Raw genomic sequence first — 15,110 nt, forward strand, 5'->3', positions numbered from 1 at the left:
TCAGGGTGACTTGGCCAGCTTGCTGTTGCGCATGCCATAGCCGAGATAGATCAGCATGCCCAGCACGGTCCAGCCGACGAACAGGTGCCAGTGCACCACGAACGCTTGCCAGAACAGGAACAGGCAGGCCGCAGCGCCAAGCGGGCAGATGATCCACACCGCCGGCACGCGGAACGGGCGGTGGATCTCCGGCTTGGTATAGCGCAGCACCAGCACGCCGATGCAGACCGTGGCGAAGGCCAACAGGGTGCCCATCGACACCAGTTCGCCCAGCACGTTCAGCGGCACCAGGCCGGCCAGTGCGGCGGCGATCACCCCGACCACGATCGTGGCCCAATAGGGGGTGCGGAAACGAGCGTGGACCTTGCCGAAGAACTTCGGCAGCAGGCCGTCGCGGGAAATGGTGTAGGCGATGCGGGTCTGGCCCATCATCATCACCAGCACCACCGAGGACAGGCCGGCGATGGCGCCGATCTCGACCAGGGTCTTCAGCCAGGACAGGGTCGGGTAGGGCTCCAGCGCGGTCGCCACCGGCTTGTCGGTGCCCAGCAGGTGGTACGGCATCATGCCGGTCAGCACCGCGCAGACGATGATATAGACGATGGTGCACACGGCCAGCGAGCCGAGCAGGCCGATCGGCATGTTGCGCTGCGGGTCCTTGGTTTCGCCGGCGGCGGTGGAAACCGCGTCGAAGCCGATGTAGGCGAAGAACACGATGGTGGCCGCGCGGAAGATGCCGCTCCAGCCGAACTCACCCGGCACGCCGGTGTTTTCCGGAATGAAGGGCTGCCAGTTGGCCGGATCGATGTGGGCCGCGCCGATGCCGATGAACAGGCAGATGACGGTGACCTTGATCGCCACGATGATGGCGTTGACGAACGCCGACTGGGTCACGCCCACGTACAGCAGGCCGGACACCGCCGCCACGATCAGCACCGCCGGCAGGTTGAACAGCTTGCCGGAAGAGACGAACTCGCTGCCGGTCCAGGCGATGGGCGCGGCGCTGAGCAGGTCCGGGAAGGGCATGTGCAGCGTGGTGGTGATGAAGCTGATCAGGTAGGCCGACCAACCCACCGCGACCGACGCCGAGGCGAACAGGTACTCCAGCACCAGGCACCAGCCGATGAACCAGGCCATGCCCTCGCCGAGGGTGGCGTAGGAGTAGGAGTAGGCACTGCCGGAGACCGGCATCATCGCCGCGAACTCGGCGTAGCACAGGCCCGCCAGGGCACAGGCGAAACCGGCCAGCACGAAGGACAGCATCACCGCCGGGCCGGCGTGGTTGGCCGCGGCCTGGCCGGTCAGCACGAAGATACCAGCGCCGATCACCGCACCCACGCCAAGCAGGATGAGGTGTTTAGCCGTGAGGGTCCGTTTCAACGTGGCTTCGCCGTCCAGGCTGCCTTCGATGGGTTCGCCGGCATCGACGTGCCCGGCCGGCTGGACCGGCTTGACCCTCAACAGAGCTTTCAGCATGCAGTACTTCCTAATGATCGGATGGGGTGGGCCGCCGATACGTTGCCGGCAACCTTGAATGGTGAAGGCCGTGCGAACGGCCCGCTGTACCTTAGCCAAAGCTGAAGCCAACGCACAAGCGCAATCGCAACAATGAACGGCGATAATGAGCAGTATTTTTCCGAACCGCCCCCATTCATGCGCCAGACCGCCAAAACCCTTGCCGTGCTTGACGATCGCCTGCGCGGCCTGTTGCGGGACTATGCCCGCCGCGAGCCCTCCCACGACGCACTGGCTGCCGAATTCGGCACATTGCTGGACGATCCAGAAGATCCGTTCCGTCGCGAACGGCTGGCCGGGCATTTCACCGCCAGCTGCTGGCTGGTCAGTGCCGACGGCCAGCGCCTGCTGCTCACCCATCACCGAAAGCTGCAGCGCTGGCTGCAGCTGGGCGGTCACGCCGACGGCGACCGTGATCTGGCGCAGGTGGCGCTGAAGGAAGCCGAGGAGGAATCCGGCCTGAGCGGCCTGGTGCTGGAAGACCCGGCCATCTTCGATCTGGACAAGCACTGGATTCCGGAGCGCAAGGACGTGCCGGGGCACTGGCACTACGACGTGCGTTTCGTGATCCGGGCGCTGGGGGGGGAGGCCTTCGTGCTCAGCGAGGAATCGCTGGACCTGGCCTGGCGGCCGGTGACCGAGGTCGCGGCCGACCCCGAATCGGATGAATCCATGCAGCGCATGGCGCGCCGCTGGCTGGCACGTTGATGCTCTCGGACGGCTGTGCCGCGTTTGTTGCGGCTCATGCGTGTGGCGAGGCGAAGCAGGATGCTGCCCTTGCGATGATCAAGGCTGCATTGCCAGTCATCACATCCATCGACTGGGAGCGCGTGCCATCACGCCTGGAGGTCCCCGGGGTGGGGCGGGAGCGGCTGGCGCAGGAGTTGAGCGCCATTGCAGATGCTGTTGGCTTGCCAAGCGAGGCTGCGCTGACGGTTGTCCAGGTGGATGGGGCGGTACCTTCACTGGGCAGCCGCCTGCAGGGCTGGCTGGCTCATGCCGAGGAGCTGGATTTCGTCGATACGCTGTTCCTGTCGATGGAAGACAGGGTTCTGATCCATTGGGACTTTTACAAGAACCTCCACGCCGTAAGGTTCTGAGGTGTTCCATCCACGCCATGCGTGGATGGCGCGATGCCGGAAGCAATCCGCCGGGGCATGCCCGGCGACGCCTTGCTCAATACAGAATGCGCGTACGCAACGTTCCTGGAATGGCGGCCAGTTCGTCGCGGACGGCGGCGGCCTGTTCCTCGCTGGCGGTGATGTCGATCACCACGTAACCCACCTTCGGGTCGGTGCGCAGGAACTGGCCGTCGATGTTGACGTTGTGGCGCGAGAAGATCTCGTTGACCTTGGACAGCACGCCCGGCACGTTCTGGTGGATGTGCAGCAGGCGCAGGCTGTCTTCGTGTTCGGGCAGGGTCACTTCCGGGAAGTTGACCGCCGACAGGGTGCTACCGTTGTCGCTGTAACGCACCAGCTTGGCCGCCACCTCCACACCAATGTTGTCCTGCGCCTCCAGCGTGCTGCCGCCCACGTGCGGGGTGAGGATGACGTTGTCGTGGCGGGTCAGCGGCGACTCGAAGATATCGCCGTTGCCCTTCGGCTCGACCGGGAACACATCGAGCGCGGCGCCACCGACGTGGCCGCTGGCCAGCGCAGCGTCCAGCGCATCGATGTCGACCACGGTGCCGCGGGCGGCGTTGATCAGGTGCGCGCCCTTGCGCATCTTCGCCAGCTCGGTGCTGCCTATCATCCACTGCGTGGCCGGCGTCTCCGGCACGTGCAGGGTGACAATGTCGGCGCGTGCCAGCAGGTCGTCCAGGCTGGCCGCTGCACGGGCATTACCCAGTGCCAGCTTGGTTTCCACGTCGTGGAAGATCACCTGCATGCCCAGCGATTCGGCCAGCACGCCGACCTGGGTGCCGATGTGGCCATAACCGATGATGCCCAGCGTCTTGCCACGCACTTCATGGCTGCCGCTGGCCGACTTCGACCAGCCGCCGCGATGGCATTCGGCGTTCTTCTGCGGGATGCCGCGGGTCAGCATGATCGCCTCGGCGATCACCAGCTCGGCCACGCTGCGGGTATTGGAATAGGGCGCATTGAACACCGGGATGCCGGCCAGTTCGGCCGCATCCAGGTCGACCTGGTTGGTGCCGATGCAGAAGCAGCCCACCGCGATCAGGCGCTTCGCCTCGGCCAGCACCTCGGCGCTGAGCTGGGTGCGCGAACGGATGCCGACAATATGTGCCTCGGCGATGCGCGCCTTCAACTCGTCCTCGGGCAGCGCCTTGGTGTGTGCCTCGATCTGGCTGTAGCCTGCGGCGCTGAACACCTCCACGGCGGTCGGGCTGACCCCCTCCAGCAACAGCACGCGGATATCCTGCTTGGGGAACGAGGTCTTCTTCGGCGACATGGGGCAACACGGCCAGTGGGACAGGGGCCAACCACTATGCCAGATCACGGCGCTCATGGTGCAGTGCGCAATTGGTTGCATCCGTAGCTATCTGCCTGTCTGCAGGGCTGGACGCTGGCGCGTGCCGCTGGCACGCTTGCCCGTTCTTCACGCCCCGCGCTGGACCGTCATGACCGATTCCCGCATTGCCTCGCTGCAGCAGGCCTGTCCCGGCCTGAAGCTGAAGACCGACCCGGCCGACCTGGAGCATTACGGGCGCGACTGGACCCGGCGCTGGACGCCGGCGCCGCTGGCGATCGCACTGCCGACCACGGTCGAGGAGGTACAGGCGGTGATGCGCTGGACTGCCGCCGAGGGCGTGGCGGTGGTGCCGTCGGGCGGCCGCACCGGCCTCTCGGGTGGCGCGGTGGCGGCCAACGGCGAGCTGGTGCTCAGCCTGGAGAGGATGAACAAGGCACTGGCCTACGACGCGGTCGACCGCACCCTGGTGGTGCAGGCCGGCATGCCGCTGGAAGCCGTGCACAACGCCGCGCTGGACCACGGCCTGATCTACCCGGTGGATTTCGCCGCGCGCGGCTCGTGCACGATCGGCGGCAACATCGCCACCAATGCCGGCGGCATCCGCGTGATCCGCTACGGCAACACCCGCGAGTGGATCGCCGGGCTGAAGGTGGTCACCGCCAGTGGCGAACTGCTCGAGCTCAACAAGGGCCTGATCAAGAACTCCAGCGGCTATGACTTCCGCCAGCTGCTGATTGGTTCGGAAGGTACGTTGGGGGTGATCGTCGAGGCGACGGTGAAGCTGACCGATCCGCCGCCGGCCAGCAACGTGATGCTGCTGGCCGTACCCAGCTTCGAAGTGCTGATGCAGGTGTTCGCCGCGTTCCGCGCGCGCCTGCAGCTGCAGGCCTTCGAGTTCTTCACCGACCGCGCGCTGGAACATGTGCTGGCGCACGGCGCGCAGGCGCCGTTCGACGAGGTGCACCCGTACTACGTGGTCACCGAGTTCGCCGCCAACGACGAAGCGCAGGAAGCGGCGGCGATGGCGGCCTTCGAGGACTGCATGGGCAACGGCTGGGTCAGCGACGGGGTGATCAGTGCCAGCGACGCCCAGGCCGCCCAGTTGTGGCGCCTGCGCGAAGGCATCACCGAATCGCTGGCGCGCTACAAACCCTACAAGAACGACGTCTCGGTACGGATCTCGGCGATGCCGGCGTTCCTGGCAGAGACCCAGGCGCTGATCGGGCAAGCCTACCCGCACTTCGACGTGGTCTGGTTCGGCCACATCGGCGACGGCAACCTGCATATCAACGTGCTCAAGCCCGACGACACCAGTGACGCCGATTTCGTGGCGCAGTGCGAGCACGTCACCAAGCTGCTGGCGCAGGTGCTGGCGCGTTTCGATGGCAGCATCTCGGCCGAGCATGGCATCGGCCTGGTCAAGAAGGGCTACCTGGACAGCACCCGCGGCCCGGCCGAAATCGCGCTGATGAAGGCGGTCAAACGCGCGTTCGATCCCCAAGCGCGGCTGAATCCCGGCAAGCTGTTTGACGCCTGAGCCGGGCAAATCCTTCACGCACCCGTTACGCTCCACGCATCCTCACAACCGGCTTCGAACCGATGACCCGTCCGCTTCTGCTGCTCGCCCTGCTGTCCCTGCCGCTGGCCGGCTTTGCTTCCAGCTTCGCCGGCACCTCGGCCGGTTCGGCCACCGGTGCTTCCTCCGGCTCCTCGGGCAGCAGCTCGGGTGACGACAAGGTGGTGCTGGCCGCGCGCGATGATGCCGCTGCGTTCGTTGCCAGCGACGGCCAGATCCGTGGCGCCCGCCTGCAGGCCGCACTGGCCCACCTGCGTGAGCAGAGCGCCGCCGCGCAGCAGCAGAGCGACCTGGAACTGGCCCGCACACTGCTGGCGCGTTGATCCGGCCTTCGGGTAGTGCCGGCCGCTGGCCGGCAATTCCATGACATCTGCACGGAACGCCGCCACGCTTGGCGTGGCTCTACTGCTGACCGCCCACGTCGCGTCTGCAGCTGATCGCCTGCAGCTTGATCCGTCCGGTCTCGATCCGGCACAGCAGCGGCTCGCCAGCCAGACCCTGGCCGACGCGCAGTCACTATTGCCGGACGGCCTGCTGGCTGCGTTGCCGGCGCAGGTACGGGTGCGCTGGACGGATGACCTGCCGGCCGATGTGCATGGCCGCACCTTCGCTGGCCGTATCGCGTTGCGCCGGAGTCTGCTGGGCGACAGTGCGCCGGGCGCCCGTGGCGCACGCCGCAGCGCGCTGGTACACGAACTGACCCATGTTGCTGACCGTACGGGGGCGAACTGGTCACGCAGTGTGCGCTGGCGTGATCTGGCAGGATGGCAGCGCAAGCCCTGGCATCTGGGCCGTGGCGACAACGACTTCCGTGACCGCAGTCCCGATGCGTATGAACTGAAGGACCCGGCCGAGTACCTGGCAGTGAACGCCGAGCATTTCGTGCTCGACAGCGAGTTCGCCTGCCGGCGCCCGGCACTGGCGCAGTGGTACCAGGCCCATTTCGGAACGCCGCCATCGCTGCCGCAGTCGCACTGCGCGACCGCGTTGCCCTTGCTGCAGGCCGAAGCGGAAGAGGGGGCGGCATCGCTGCTGCAGCTCGACCCCGCGCGTGTCTACGCCGTGGATTACCTGTTCGCCGAAGGCAGCGCACAGCCGATGAGCCGCTGGGGCCACAGCATGCTGCGATTGGTGATCTGCAGGCCCGGGCGTGCACCGGGGCCGGACTGCCGGCTGGATCTTGAATACCATCGCGTGCTGTCCTTCCGCGCGTTCGTGGGCGACGTACAGATATCCAACTGGCGCGGCTTGACCGGCGGCTACCCGTCGCGGCTGTTCGTGCTGCCGCTGCAGCAGGTGGTGGACGAGTACACCAAGGTCGAACTGCGCGGCCTGCAGTCGCTGCCATTGCGGCTGCAGCGCGATGAGATCGCCAGCCTGCTCGAGCGCACCGCCCAGGTGCACTGGAGCTATGACGGGCGCTATTACTTCGTCAGCAACAACTGTGCGGTGGAGACCGCCAAGCTGCTGCAGGCCGGAGTGCCGCGGCTGGGCGAGGCCGGGCTGGCCCAGCTGAGCCCGCGCGGCCTCAAGCGCCGGCTGGCGCGGCTGGGCATGCTCGACGAACGGGTACTCACTGACCGCAACGCTGCGCAGGCACAGGGCTATTACTTCGCTTCCGCGCGCGACCACTACCAGCAGTTGTTCACAGTGGCAGCGACCCAGCTGAGCCTGCCCGCCCGCGATGTGCGCGGCTGGTTGAAGCTGCCGGCAGAACAACGGGCAGCGTGGCTGCTGAAGGGCGATCTGCGCGCCAGTGCCGGCCTGCTGTTGCTGGAACAGGCCGCGCAGCGGCGTGCCGAGCTGCGGGCACGCGATGTGCTCAAGCGGCAGCTGCTGGCTGCTGCCGACAGCGCGGAAACCCGCAGCCTGCGCGGCCTGCTGGCGCAGAGTGGGCAGTGGTTGCGCCCGGGGACGCTGCTGCAGGACGGCGGCTATGGGTTGCCGCTGGGCGACGAGCAGGTACTGCTGTCTGCGGCCGTGACCACTGCGAGCGCGCAGGCGGTACCGGCGTGGCAGGCATTGCGTGTGCAGCTTCGCCAGCAGTTGCCGCCGCGGCAGCGTGAGGAAATGGATGCGATCGACGCCAATCTGGCCGCGCTGGGGGCATACCTGCGCACGCAGGCCGCTGGGCCGGCTACTGGCGCGGCAGTTCGATGACGAAACGGCTGCCGCCGCAGCTGCCGGGCGTGCAGCAGGCATGGCCACCATGTGCATCGGCGATGGCCTTGACCACCGCCAGGCCGAGCCCGCTGCCACCGCCCTGGCGCGAACGTGAGCCGTCGGCGCGCATGAACGGAGTGAAGATGTCGGCATGCAGTCCGGGATCGATGCCCGGGCCTTCATCCTCGATGGCCACCTGCACATGGCCCGGCGTGTCATGCACGGCGATCCGCACCTTGCCTGGGGTGGCATAGCGACGCGCGTTTTCCAGCAGCGCCAGCAGCGCCTGGCGCAGGCGCGTGGGATCACAGTGCGCGTTGTGTTCCTCGCGGCTGGTTTCCAGTTCCAGCACGAAGCCCGCAGCTCGGAACTGCGGGTCGACCAGCGTCATCACCGAATGCACCTCGGCCACCACGTCGGTGCGTGCGCGACGCACGTCCAGCCGCGCATTGTCGGACAGGCTCAGCACGCGCAGATCTTCGATCAGGCGGGACAGCCCTTCGACCTGGGCGAGCAGGCTGCGGAACTGCGACTCGTCCGGCTGGAACACGCCCTCGGCCAGTCCCTGCAGGCGGCCGCGCAGGATCGTCACCGGAGTACGCAGCTCATGTGCGATGGCCGCATGCCACATCGCGCGCTCGCTCTCCATGTGCTGCAGGCGGCGCGCCATCGCATTGAAGTCCTCAACCAGGGTTGCCACTTCGCCCGGCGAATTCTCCTCGACGCTGGCGCGCGCCCCAAGGTCACCGCTGGCGAGCGCACGCACGCTGTCCACCAGCGAATTCAACGGCGACAGGATGCGGTGGGCGAGGCGGAACGAGGCGGCGATGGCCAGCGCCAGGCCGGTCAGGATCACGCCCACCATCCATGCCAGCTCCGGCCCGGTCGGCAGCCAGCTTTCCGGCTCTTCGGTACTTCCGGGGAAGAACTCGACCAGCACCGCGTACAGCAGCCACGACGACAGGATCATCATCACGATGACGCCGATCACCATCAGCGACATCGAGACGATGATGTGGCGGCTGAGCCCGGAACGGCGCAGTCGGGCCATCAGCGGTCAGCCATCAACCGGTAGCCGACGCCGCGCACACTGGCCGGAACATTGACCATGCCCACTTCGTCCAGCTTGCGGCGCAGCTTGCTGACATGGCTGTCGACAGTGCGCTCCAGCGCTTCGCTTTCCGGTAGGCATTCGTGCATCAGCTCGCTGCGGCTGAAGATGCGGGTCGGTGCCAGCGCCATGCAGTGCAGCAGCTTGAACTCGGTGAGCGTGAGCAGCACTTCGTGACTGTAGCCTTCGCCCTCCACGTGCACGGCGTGGGTGGCCGAGTCGATCAGCAGCGGGCCGACGCGCAGCGCGCTGGGGGCATCCACGCGCGAGGCGCGCAGCGTACGCCGCAGCACCGCGCGCACGCGTGCCGCCACCTCGGCCGGGTTGAACGGCTTGACCACGTAGTCGTCGGCACCCATGCGCAGTGCTGTCAGCTTGTCCAGGTCCTGGTCCAGCGCGGTCAGCATGATCACCGGCGTCTCACCACGCTGGCGCAGCTGGGTCAGCACGCTCCAGCCATCCAGGCGTGGCAGCTGTACATCGAGCAGGACCAGGTCGGGGCGGGCGCTGCGATGCAGGTCCAGTGCGCTATGGCCATCGGCCGCGCGCAGCGTGCGCAGTCCTTCGCGTTCCAGGTAGGCGCTGAGAATATCGGCGATCTCGGCCTCATCCTCGACGATCAGGACGAGAGCGGCGAGGGCGGGGGAGGCATGCATGCAGGGGCGGGGCCGTAAGGTGCTTGCCTCCATCGTATCTCCACAGTTCCTCCATCGAAACCCCATCATTGCCACGCACACTGCGCGCTTCAGAACCTATCCGCCGCCTGCGCGGCATTGTGCACAGCAATGAGAACCTTCAGGACTCCGGTCGCGTTGATCGCGGCCCTCGCCCTGGCCATGACGGCCTGCTCCACCCCCGAAGCCACTCCCGAAGCCGCACCGCGTGTCAGCGTGATCACCGTCGGCCCACAGGTGGTGCAGCGTGACGACGAACTGCCCGGCCGCGTGGCCGCCGTGCGCACCGCGCAGATCCGTGCGCAGGTGGGCGGCATCGTGCAGCGCCGACTGTTCGACCAGGGGGCCGAAGTGAGCGCCGGCCAGGCCCTGTTCCAGATCGACCCGGCCGCGTTCCGGGCCGACGTCGATTCGGCACTGGCTGCCCTGCAGCGCAGAGAGGCCGCGCTGGGCCGCAGCCGCGTGCAATCGCAGCGCCTGCATGCGCTGGCCGCCGCACAGGCGGTCAGCCAACAGCATCGCGACGACGCCAGCGCCGAATACGAGCAGGCCCGTGCCGCAGTGAACGAAGCGCGCGCGATCCTGTCCCGTCGCCAGCTCGATCTGCGTTACGCGACGGTCAGTGCACCCATTGCCGGCCGTATCGACCAGGCGCTGGTGACCGAAGGTGCGCTGGTCGGCGCGGCCGATGCCGAGCCGATGGCAGTGGTGCAGCAGATCGACCAGGTCTACGTCGATGTGCGCCAACCGGCGGCGCAGCTGGAGTCGCTGCAGCGCAGTGCCGCCGGTGGCGGCGAGCTGCCGGTGACGATCATCGGTGCCAGCGGCAAGCCACTGCCCGAACGCGGCCAGCTGCTGTTCTCCGGCATCAATGTCGATGCGCGAACCGGTGATGTCATCCTGCGCATCCTGGTCGACAACCCTCAGCGGCAGCTGCTGCCCGGCATGTACGTGCGCGCGAGGGTGCCACGTGGCGAGCCCGCCAGTGCATTGACCGTGCCACAGCAGGCGGTGCTGCGCAGCGCCGGTGGCCAGGCCTATGCCTGGGTGATCGGCGCCGACGGCAAGGCGGTGATCCGCACGCTGGAAGTGGACGGCAGTGTCGATCGCCAGTGGCTGGTGCGCACGGGCCTGAAGGCCGGCGAGAAAGTGGTGGTCGAGGGCCAGGAGCGCCTGCAGGAAGGCGTGGTGGTCGATGCGCGCGACTGGCAGATGCCGGTTGCCAGCGCCGGTGCAGTACAGGCCGGCAGCAAGGGCTGAGCCTGTTCCGGGCCGGTCCCTCCAGGAAAATCCAACATGGCACGTTTCTTCATCGATCGCCCGGTGTTCGCCTGGGTGCTGGCGATCTTCATCATCCTGGCCGGCGTGCTGGCGATCCCGCGGCTGGCGGTGGAGCGCTATCCAGCAGTCGCCCCGCCCAGCGTCAGCATCTATGCCAGCTACCCGGGTGCCAGCCCGCAGACGCTGAATGATGCCGTGGTTGGCCTGATCGAGCGCGAGCTTTCCAGCGTCAAGCACCTGCTGTACTTCGAGTCGTCGGTGGACACGTCCGGCGAAGCGTCGATCACTGCCACCTTCAAGCCCGGCACCAATCCGGAGCTGGCGCAGGTGGACGTGCAGAACCGGATCAAGGCGATCGAACCACGGCTGCCGCGCAGCGTGCGCCAGAACGGCCTGTTCGTGGAGGCCGCTGATTCCGGCTTCCTGATGCTGGTCGGCCTGCGTTCGCCCGATGCCAGCGTCAGCGAGGCCGCGCTGGGCGATTTCATGGCGCGCAACATCATCGAAGAGCTGCGCCGTATCGATGGCGTCGGCCGCGTGCAGTTGTTCGGTGCCGAGCAGGCGATGCGCGTGTGGCTGGACCCGACCCGGTTGACCGGCTACGGCCTGACCATGGGCGATGTGGCAACCGCGATCGAGCAGCAGAATCTGGAGATTTCGCCAGGACGCATTGGTGACTCGCCGGGTGTTCCAGGCCAGCGCATCACCGTGCCGCTCAGTGCCGACGGCCAGTTGTCCACGCCGGAACAGTTCGCGGCGATCGTACTGCGTGCCGGCGCCGACGGTTCACGGGTGGTGCTGGGTGATGTCGCCCGCGTCGAGCTGGGCGCGCAGAGCTATGCCTGGGGCACCCGCGAGGACGGCCATCCAGCCACCGCCGCCGGCGTGCAGCTGCGCCCGGGCGCGAACGCGGTGCGTACCGCTGCGGCGGTGCGTGAGCGCATGGCTGAGCTGGCGCCGCTGCTGCCGCGTGGCGTGGAAGCGAGCATTCCATTCGACACCGCGCCGTTCGTGAAGATATCGATCCAGAAGGTGGTGCAGACCCTGCTGGAGGCGATGCTGCTGGTGTTCGCGGTGATGTACCTGTTCCTGCAGAACTGGCGTTACACGCTGATCCCGGCGTTGGTCGCACCGATCGCGCTGCTGGGTACGTTCGCGGTGATGCTGGCGCTGGGCTTCTCGATCAACGTACTGACCATGTTCGGCATGGTGCTGGCCATCGGCATCATCGTCGACGACGCGATCGTGGTGGTCGAGGGCGTGGAACGGATCATGGCCGAGGAGGGCCTGCCGCCGCGCGAGGCCACCATCAAGGCGATGCGTGAACTGACCGGCGCAGTGATCGGCATTACCCTGGTGCTGACTGCGGTGTTCATCCCGATGGCGCTGGCCAGCGGTTCGGTGGGCGCGATCTACCGCCAGTTCACCGTGGCGATGGCGGTGTCGATCCTGTTCTCTGCGCTGCTGGCCCTGAGCCTGACGCCGGCGCTGTGCGCGACCCTGCTGCGCCAGGCCACCCACGGCCATCACGGTCGCGGCGGGCTGTTCGGCGCCTTCAACCGGGGCTTCGAGCGGATGACCGGGCGTTACCAGCGTGGTGTGGCGTCGGTGCTGCAGCGGAGCGGGCGGGTGATGGGAGTGTTCGCCGCGCTGGTGGCGGCGTTGCTGCTGGGCCTGCACTGGCTGCCGGGTGCGTTCCTGCCGGAAGAAGACCAGGGCTATTTCATGACCTCGATCCAGCTGCCGGCCGAGGCGACGGCCGAGCGTACGCTGGCCGTTGTCGAAGCCTACGAACGGCACGTGGCCTCGCGTCCGGGCATCGGCTCCAACCAGTCGATCCTCGGCTACAGCTTTTCCGGTTCCGGCCCGAGTGCGGCGCTGACCTACACCATGCTGAAGGACTGGGGTGAGCGCGCAGGCGCAACCGCGGCCGGTGAGGTGGAGGCCGCACAGCAGGCGATGGCCACGGTTGCCGAGGGTGAGGTGATGAGCGTGATGCCGCCGGCCATCGACAGCCTGGGACGTTCGTCCGGCTTCTCGCTGGCGCTGCAGGCGCGCACCGGGCAGGGCCAGGCCGAACTGCGCGCGGCCCTGCAGCAGCTGCTGAAGCTGGCCGAAGCCAGCCCGCTGCTGTCGGAGGTGCATGCCGATGGCCTGCCGGCCGGCACCAGCGTGCGGCTGGACATCGACCGGGCCAAGGCCGAGGCAATGGGCGTGGGCTTCGAGCAGATCAGCAGCACGCTGTCGGCAGCCATGGGCTCGCAGTACGTCAACGACTTCCCCAACAAGGGACGGCTGCAGCAGGTGATCCTGCAGGCCGATGCGCCGCACCGGATGGAGCTGGAAGACGTGCTGAAGCTGTACGTGCGCAACAGCGAGGGCGGCATGGTGGCGTTGTCCGAGCTGGTCACCCCGCACTGGACCGAAGCGCCGTTGCAGCTGCAACGCTATCTTGGTTTCCCCGCGCTGAACCTGTCCGGCGCCCCGGCCTCTGGCGTGTCCACCGGCCAGGCCATGGCGGAGATGGAGCGGTTGGCCGCAAAGCTGCCGTCCGGCTTCGCCCTGCAGTGGACCAGCCAGTCGCTGCAGGAGCGTGAGTCGGGGGCGCAGGCGCCGTGGCTGCTGTTGTTGTCGATGCTGGTGGTGTTCCTGGTGCTTGCCGCGCTGTACGAGAGCTGGTCGATTCCGTTGGCGGTGCTGCTGGTGGTGCCACTGGGCCTGCTTGGCGCGGTCGCCGCGGTGCTGTTGCGCGGCATGCCCAACGACGTGTTCTTCAAGGTCGGCATGATCACCGTGATCGGGCTGTCGGCGAAGAACGCGATCCTCATCGTCGAATTCGCGCGGCAGCTGCAGCAGCAGGGGCGCGGCCTGGTTGAAGCAGCGCTGGAGGCGGCGCGGCTGCGCCTGCGTCCGATCGTGATGACCTCGCTGGCGTTCGCGCTGGGCGTGGTGCCACTGATGCTGGCGCAGGGCGCGTCGAAGGAAACCCAGCAGGCAATTGGAACCGGCGTGTTCGGCGGCATGGTCAGTGCGACCGTGCTGGCCGTGTTCTTCGTGCCGGTCTTCTATGTAGTGGTGCAGGGCGCGCGGCAGTGGATCGCGCAGCGCCTGCGCAGGCGCCGGCCGATGCCGGGAGGAACCGTGGATGGAACGGAACATCGTTGAAGATCTGCATGAGCAGCAGTTGATGGCGCTGGAGCAGCGCCTGTGCGCAGCGCTGCTGGATAACAATCACGATGCGTTGAACGCGCTGGTATCGCCGGCCCTGTTCCTGATGGACGGCCACGGTGGCCGCATGCTCGATCTGCCGTGGCTGGGTGATTGGTTGGCCGGTGACCTGCAGGTACGAAGCCTGCAGCTGCACGCGGTGGAAACGCTGCTGTGTGGCCGTCTGGCGTTGCTGTCCAGCGACGTGCGGATGTCGGTGTGGCGGCAGGGCCGGGAGCGTGAACTGAAGCTGCGCCTGTTGCGGGTCTGGACCTGCAGTTCCGGCGGCAGTGGCGCGCAGCTGCTGTCGATGGCGGTGCTGGCCGCATGAGTGCGGTCAGGCTGTTTTCAGGCCCCGCTCACCGCGAGGTGGTAGGGTCGAGCATTCCTGCAGTGTCGACAAGGAGTCGAGCCATGCGTGTAGTTCCCAGTCTGTTGGCAGCCTCCCTGGGGTTGGTCCTGGCCGCGTGCCAGCCGGCCCAGGCACCCGCGGCGGGCAGCAATGACCCCTCGCCTGCCACGCCGAAGCCGAGCGCCAACACGGAAGGTGGCAGCGAGACCGCCTACCAGTGTGGTGATCTGAGCGTGCGCGCGACCTTCAATGGCGAGGATGCTGCCACGGTGGTGATCGGCGAGCGTAGCTTCGCCATGACCTCCGAGCGCGCGGCATCCGGCGCCAAGTACAGCGATGGCCTTGGCAACAGCTTCTGGACCAAGGGCAGCGATGATGGCCTGCTGAGCCTGAAGGGCGAGCCGGATCGCGAGTGCCATGCGGTGGAAGCTGCCGAAGGCGATGGCAGCGCCGGCAATGCCGCGTTCCGTGCCACCGGCAATGAACCCGGATGGCTTGCAGTCGTCGATGGCGATATGCCGGGCCTGCAGGTGGAAGTTGACTATGGCGAGCGCCGCTTTGACGTGGCCAAGCCAACCAAGGGTGCCGACGGCTGGAGCGGCAAGGCGTCCGATGGTACCGACGTCAAGCTAAGTTTCCAGCGCACTACCTGCCAGGACGATATGAGCGGGGAGGCGTTCGAGGCGAAGGTGATGCTGACCGTCGGTACCCGCCAGTACCACGGCTGCGGCAATTTCGGCGCGAAGCAGCCGTAAGTTACCTGTAGAGCCGAGCCCACGCTCGGCTGCAGTA

13 protein-coding genes are annotated in these 15,110 nt (G+C 67.3%); 9 read left to right on the plus strand and 4 right to left on the minus strand.

The window, feature by feature from the left end:
* On the minus strand, positions 1-1,476 hold the full coding sequence (locus ACM0PY_RS17995) for an amino acid permease (protein ID WP_005416354.1): 1,476 nt from the start codon (positions 1,474-1,476) through the stop codon (positions 1-3).
* Between the two features lie 132 nt (positions 1,477-1,608).
* Between ACM0PY_RS17995 and ACM0PY_RS18000 the strand changes: the two genes are divergently transcribed.
* Both ACM0PY_RS18000 and ACM0PY_RS18005 read left to right on the plus strand, forming a co-directional pair.
* Entirely contained in the window at positions 1,609-2,223 is a 615-nt protein-coding gene (locus tag ACM0PY_RS18000) for an NUDIX hydrolase (RefSeq protein WP_414609340.1), read from the plus strand.
* The gene (locus ACM0PY_RS18005; RefSeq protein WP_134971033.1) at positions 2,223-2,615 is read left to right on the plus strand and encodes a hypothetical protein; all 393 of its coding nucleotides are present in this window, start codon (positions 2,223-2,225) and stop codon (positions 2,613-2,615) included. The genes ACM0PY_RS18000 and ACM0PY_RS18005 overlap by 1 nt, the downstream gene beginning before the upstream one ends.
* 76 nt (positions 2,616-2,691) lie before the next feature.
* Here the strand turns inward: ACM0PY_RS18005 and serA are convergent, their stop codons facing one another.
* Complete coding sequence (gene serA, locus ACM0PY_RS18010; RefSeq protein WP_180885859.1) at positions 2,692-3,933, minus strand: phosphoglycerate dehydrogenase; 1,242 nt, start codon at positions 3,931-3,933, stop codon at positions 2,692-2,694.
* Between the two features lie 169 nt (positions 3,934-4,102).
* On the opposite strand from serA, the gene ACM0PY_RS18015 reads away from it, so the two are divergent.
* The 3 genes from ACM0PY_RS18015 to ACM0PY_RS18025 all read left to right on the plus strand — a co-directional run bounded on the left by ACM0PY_RS18015 (position 4,103) and on the right by ACM0PY_RS18025 (position 7,690).
* Positions 4,103-5,491, plus strand: a complete 1,389-nt coding sequence (locus tag ACM0PY_RS18015; protein WP_180885857.1) for a D-2-hydroxyglutarate dehydrogenase — start codon at positions 4,103-4,105, stop codon at positions 5,489-5,491.
* Positions 5,492-5,553: 62 nt separating this feature from the next.
* Positions 5,554-5,853, plus strand: coding sequence for a DUF2388 domain-containing protein (locus ACM0PY_RS18020; RefSeq protein ID WP_065196996.1), 300 nt, complete (start codon positions 5,554-5,556; stop codon positions 5,851-5,853).
* Positions 5,854-5,893: 40 nt separating this feature from the next.
* Positions 5,894-7,690, plus strand: a complete 1,797-nt coding sequence (locus ACM0PY_RS18025; protein WP_180885855.1) for a DUF7844 domain-containing protein — start codon at positions 5,894-5,896, stop codon at positions 7,688-7,690.
* Here ACM0PY_RS18025 and ACM0PY_RS18030 read toward each other — a convergent pair.
* Complete coding sequence (locus ACM0PY_RS18030; protein ID WP_180885853.1) at positions 7,668-8,744, minus strand: ATP-binding protein; 1,077 nt, start codon at positions 8,742-8,744, stop codon at positions 7,668-7,670. The two genes, ACM0PY_RS18025 and ACM0PY_RS18030, sit on opposite strands and share 23 nt — an antisense overlap.
* Positions 8,744-9,460: a response regulator gene (locus tag ACM0PY_RS18035; protein ID WP_180885851.1), complete on the minus strand. Its 717-nt coding sequence runs from the start codon at positions 9,458-9,460 to the stop codon at positions 8,744-8,746. Before ACM0PY_RS18035 ends, ACM0PY_RS18030 begins: the two co-directional genes overlap by 1 nt.
* A 129-nt stretch (positions 9,461-9,589) precedes the next feature.
* Between ACM0PY_RS18035 and ACM0PY_RS18040 the strand changes: the two genes are divergently transcribed.
* The 4 genes from ACM0PY_RS18040 to ACM0PY_RS18055 all read left to right on the plus strand — a co-directional run bounded on the left by ACM0PY_RS18040 (position 9,590) and on the right by ACM0PY_RS18055 (position 15,073).
* Positions 9,590-10,738 (plus strand): efflux RND transporter periplasmic adaptor subunit, encoded by a 1,149-nt coding sequence (locus tag ACM0PY_RS18040; protein WP_180885849.1) that lies wholly within the window; start codon positions 9,590-9,592, stop codon positions 10,736-10,738.
* 36 nt (positions 10,739-10,774) lie between these two features.
* The gene (locus tag ACM0PY_RS18045) at positions 10,775-13,924 is read left to right on the plus strand and encodes a multidrug efflux RND transporter permease subunit (RefSeq protein ID WP_180885847.1); all 3,150 of its coding nucleotides are present in this window, start codon (positions 10,775-10,777) and stop codon (positions 13,922-13,924) included.
* On the plus strand, positions 13,905-14,297 hold the full coding sequence (locus tag ACM0PY_RS18050) for a nuclear transport factor 2 family protein (protein ID WP_095378816.1): 393 nt from the start codon (positions 13,905-13,907) through the stop codon (positions 14,295-14,297). The genes ACM0PY_RS18045 and ACM0PY_RS18050 overlap by 20 nt, the downstream gene beginning before the upstream one ends.
* A gap of 83 nt (positions 14,298-14,380) precedes the next feature.
* Positions 14,381-15,073: a COG3650 family protein gene (locus ACM0PY_RS18055; RefSeq protein ID WP_138953581.1), complete on the plus strand. Its 693-nt coding sequence runs from the start codon at positions 14,381-14,383 to the stop codon at positions 15,071-15,073.
* The last annotated feature ends 37 nt before the right edge of the window (positions 15,074-15,110 follow it).

Source organism: Stenotrophomonas sp. BR163, assembly GCF_047520985.2.
Classification (GTDB): domain Bacteria; phylum Pseudomonadota; class Gammaproteobacteria; order Xanthomonadales; family Xanthomonadaceae; genus Stenotrophomonas; species Stenotrophomonas sepilia.

Coding starts and splice junctions, on each gene's coding strand:
- ACM0PY_RS18040 (WP_180885849.1), top strand. CDS start 9,590: ATGAGAACCTTCAGGACTCCGGTCGCGTTGATCGCGGCCCTCGCCCTG.
- serA (WP_180885859.1), bottom strand. CDS start 3,933: ATGTCGCCGAAGAAGACCTCGTTCCCCAAGCAGGATATCCGCGTGCTG.
- ACM0PY_RS18005 (WP_134971033.1), top strand. CDS start 2,223: ATGCTCTCGGACGGCTGTGCCGCGTTTGTTGCGGCTCATGCGTGTGGC.
- ACM0PY_RS18045 (WP_180885847.1), top strand. CDS start 10,775: ATGGCACGTTTCTTCATCGATCGCCCGGTGTTCGCCTGGGTGCTGGCG.
- ACM0PY_RS18000 (WP_414609340.1), top strand. CDS start 1,609: ATGAACGGCGATAATGAGCAGTATTTTTCCGAACCGCCCCCATTCATG.
- ACM0PY_RS17995 (WP_005416354.1), bottom strand. CDS start 1,476: ATGCTGAAAGCTCTGTTGAGGGTCAAGCCGGTCCAGCCGGCCGGGCAC.
- ACM0PY_RS18055 (WP_138953581.1), top strand. CDS start 14,381: ATGCGTGTAGTTCCCAGTCTGTTGGCAGCCTCCCTGGGGTTGGTCCTG.
- ACM0PY_RS18015 (WP_180885857.1), top strand. CDS start 4,103: ATGACCGATTCCCGCATTGCCTCGCTGCAGCAGGCCTGTCCCGGCCTG.
- ACM0PY_RS18025 (WP_180885855.1), top strand. CDS start 5,894: ATGACATCTGCACGGAACGCCGCCACGCTTGGCGTGGCTCTACTGCTG.
- ACM0PY_RS18050 (WP_095378816.1), top strand. CDS start 13,905: ATGGAACGGAACATCGTTGAAGATCTGCATGAGCAGCAGTTGATGGCG.
- ACM0PY_RS18020 (WP_065196996.1), top strand. CDS start 5,554: ATGACCCGTCCGCTTCTGCTGCTCGCCCTGCTGTCCCTGCCGCTGGCC.
- ACM0PY_RS18030 (WP_180885853.1), bottom strand. CDS start 8,744: ATGGCCCGACTGCGCCGTTCCGGGCTCAGCCGCCACATCATCGTCTCG.
- ACM0PY_RS18035 (WP_180885851.1), bottom strand. CDS start 9,460: ATGCATGCCTCCCCCGCCCTCGCCGCTCTCGTCCTGATCGTCGAGGAT.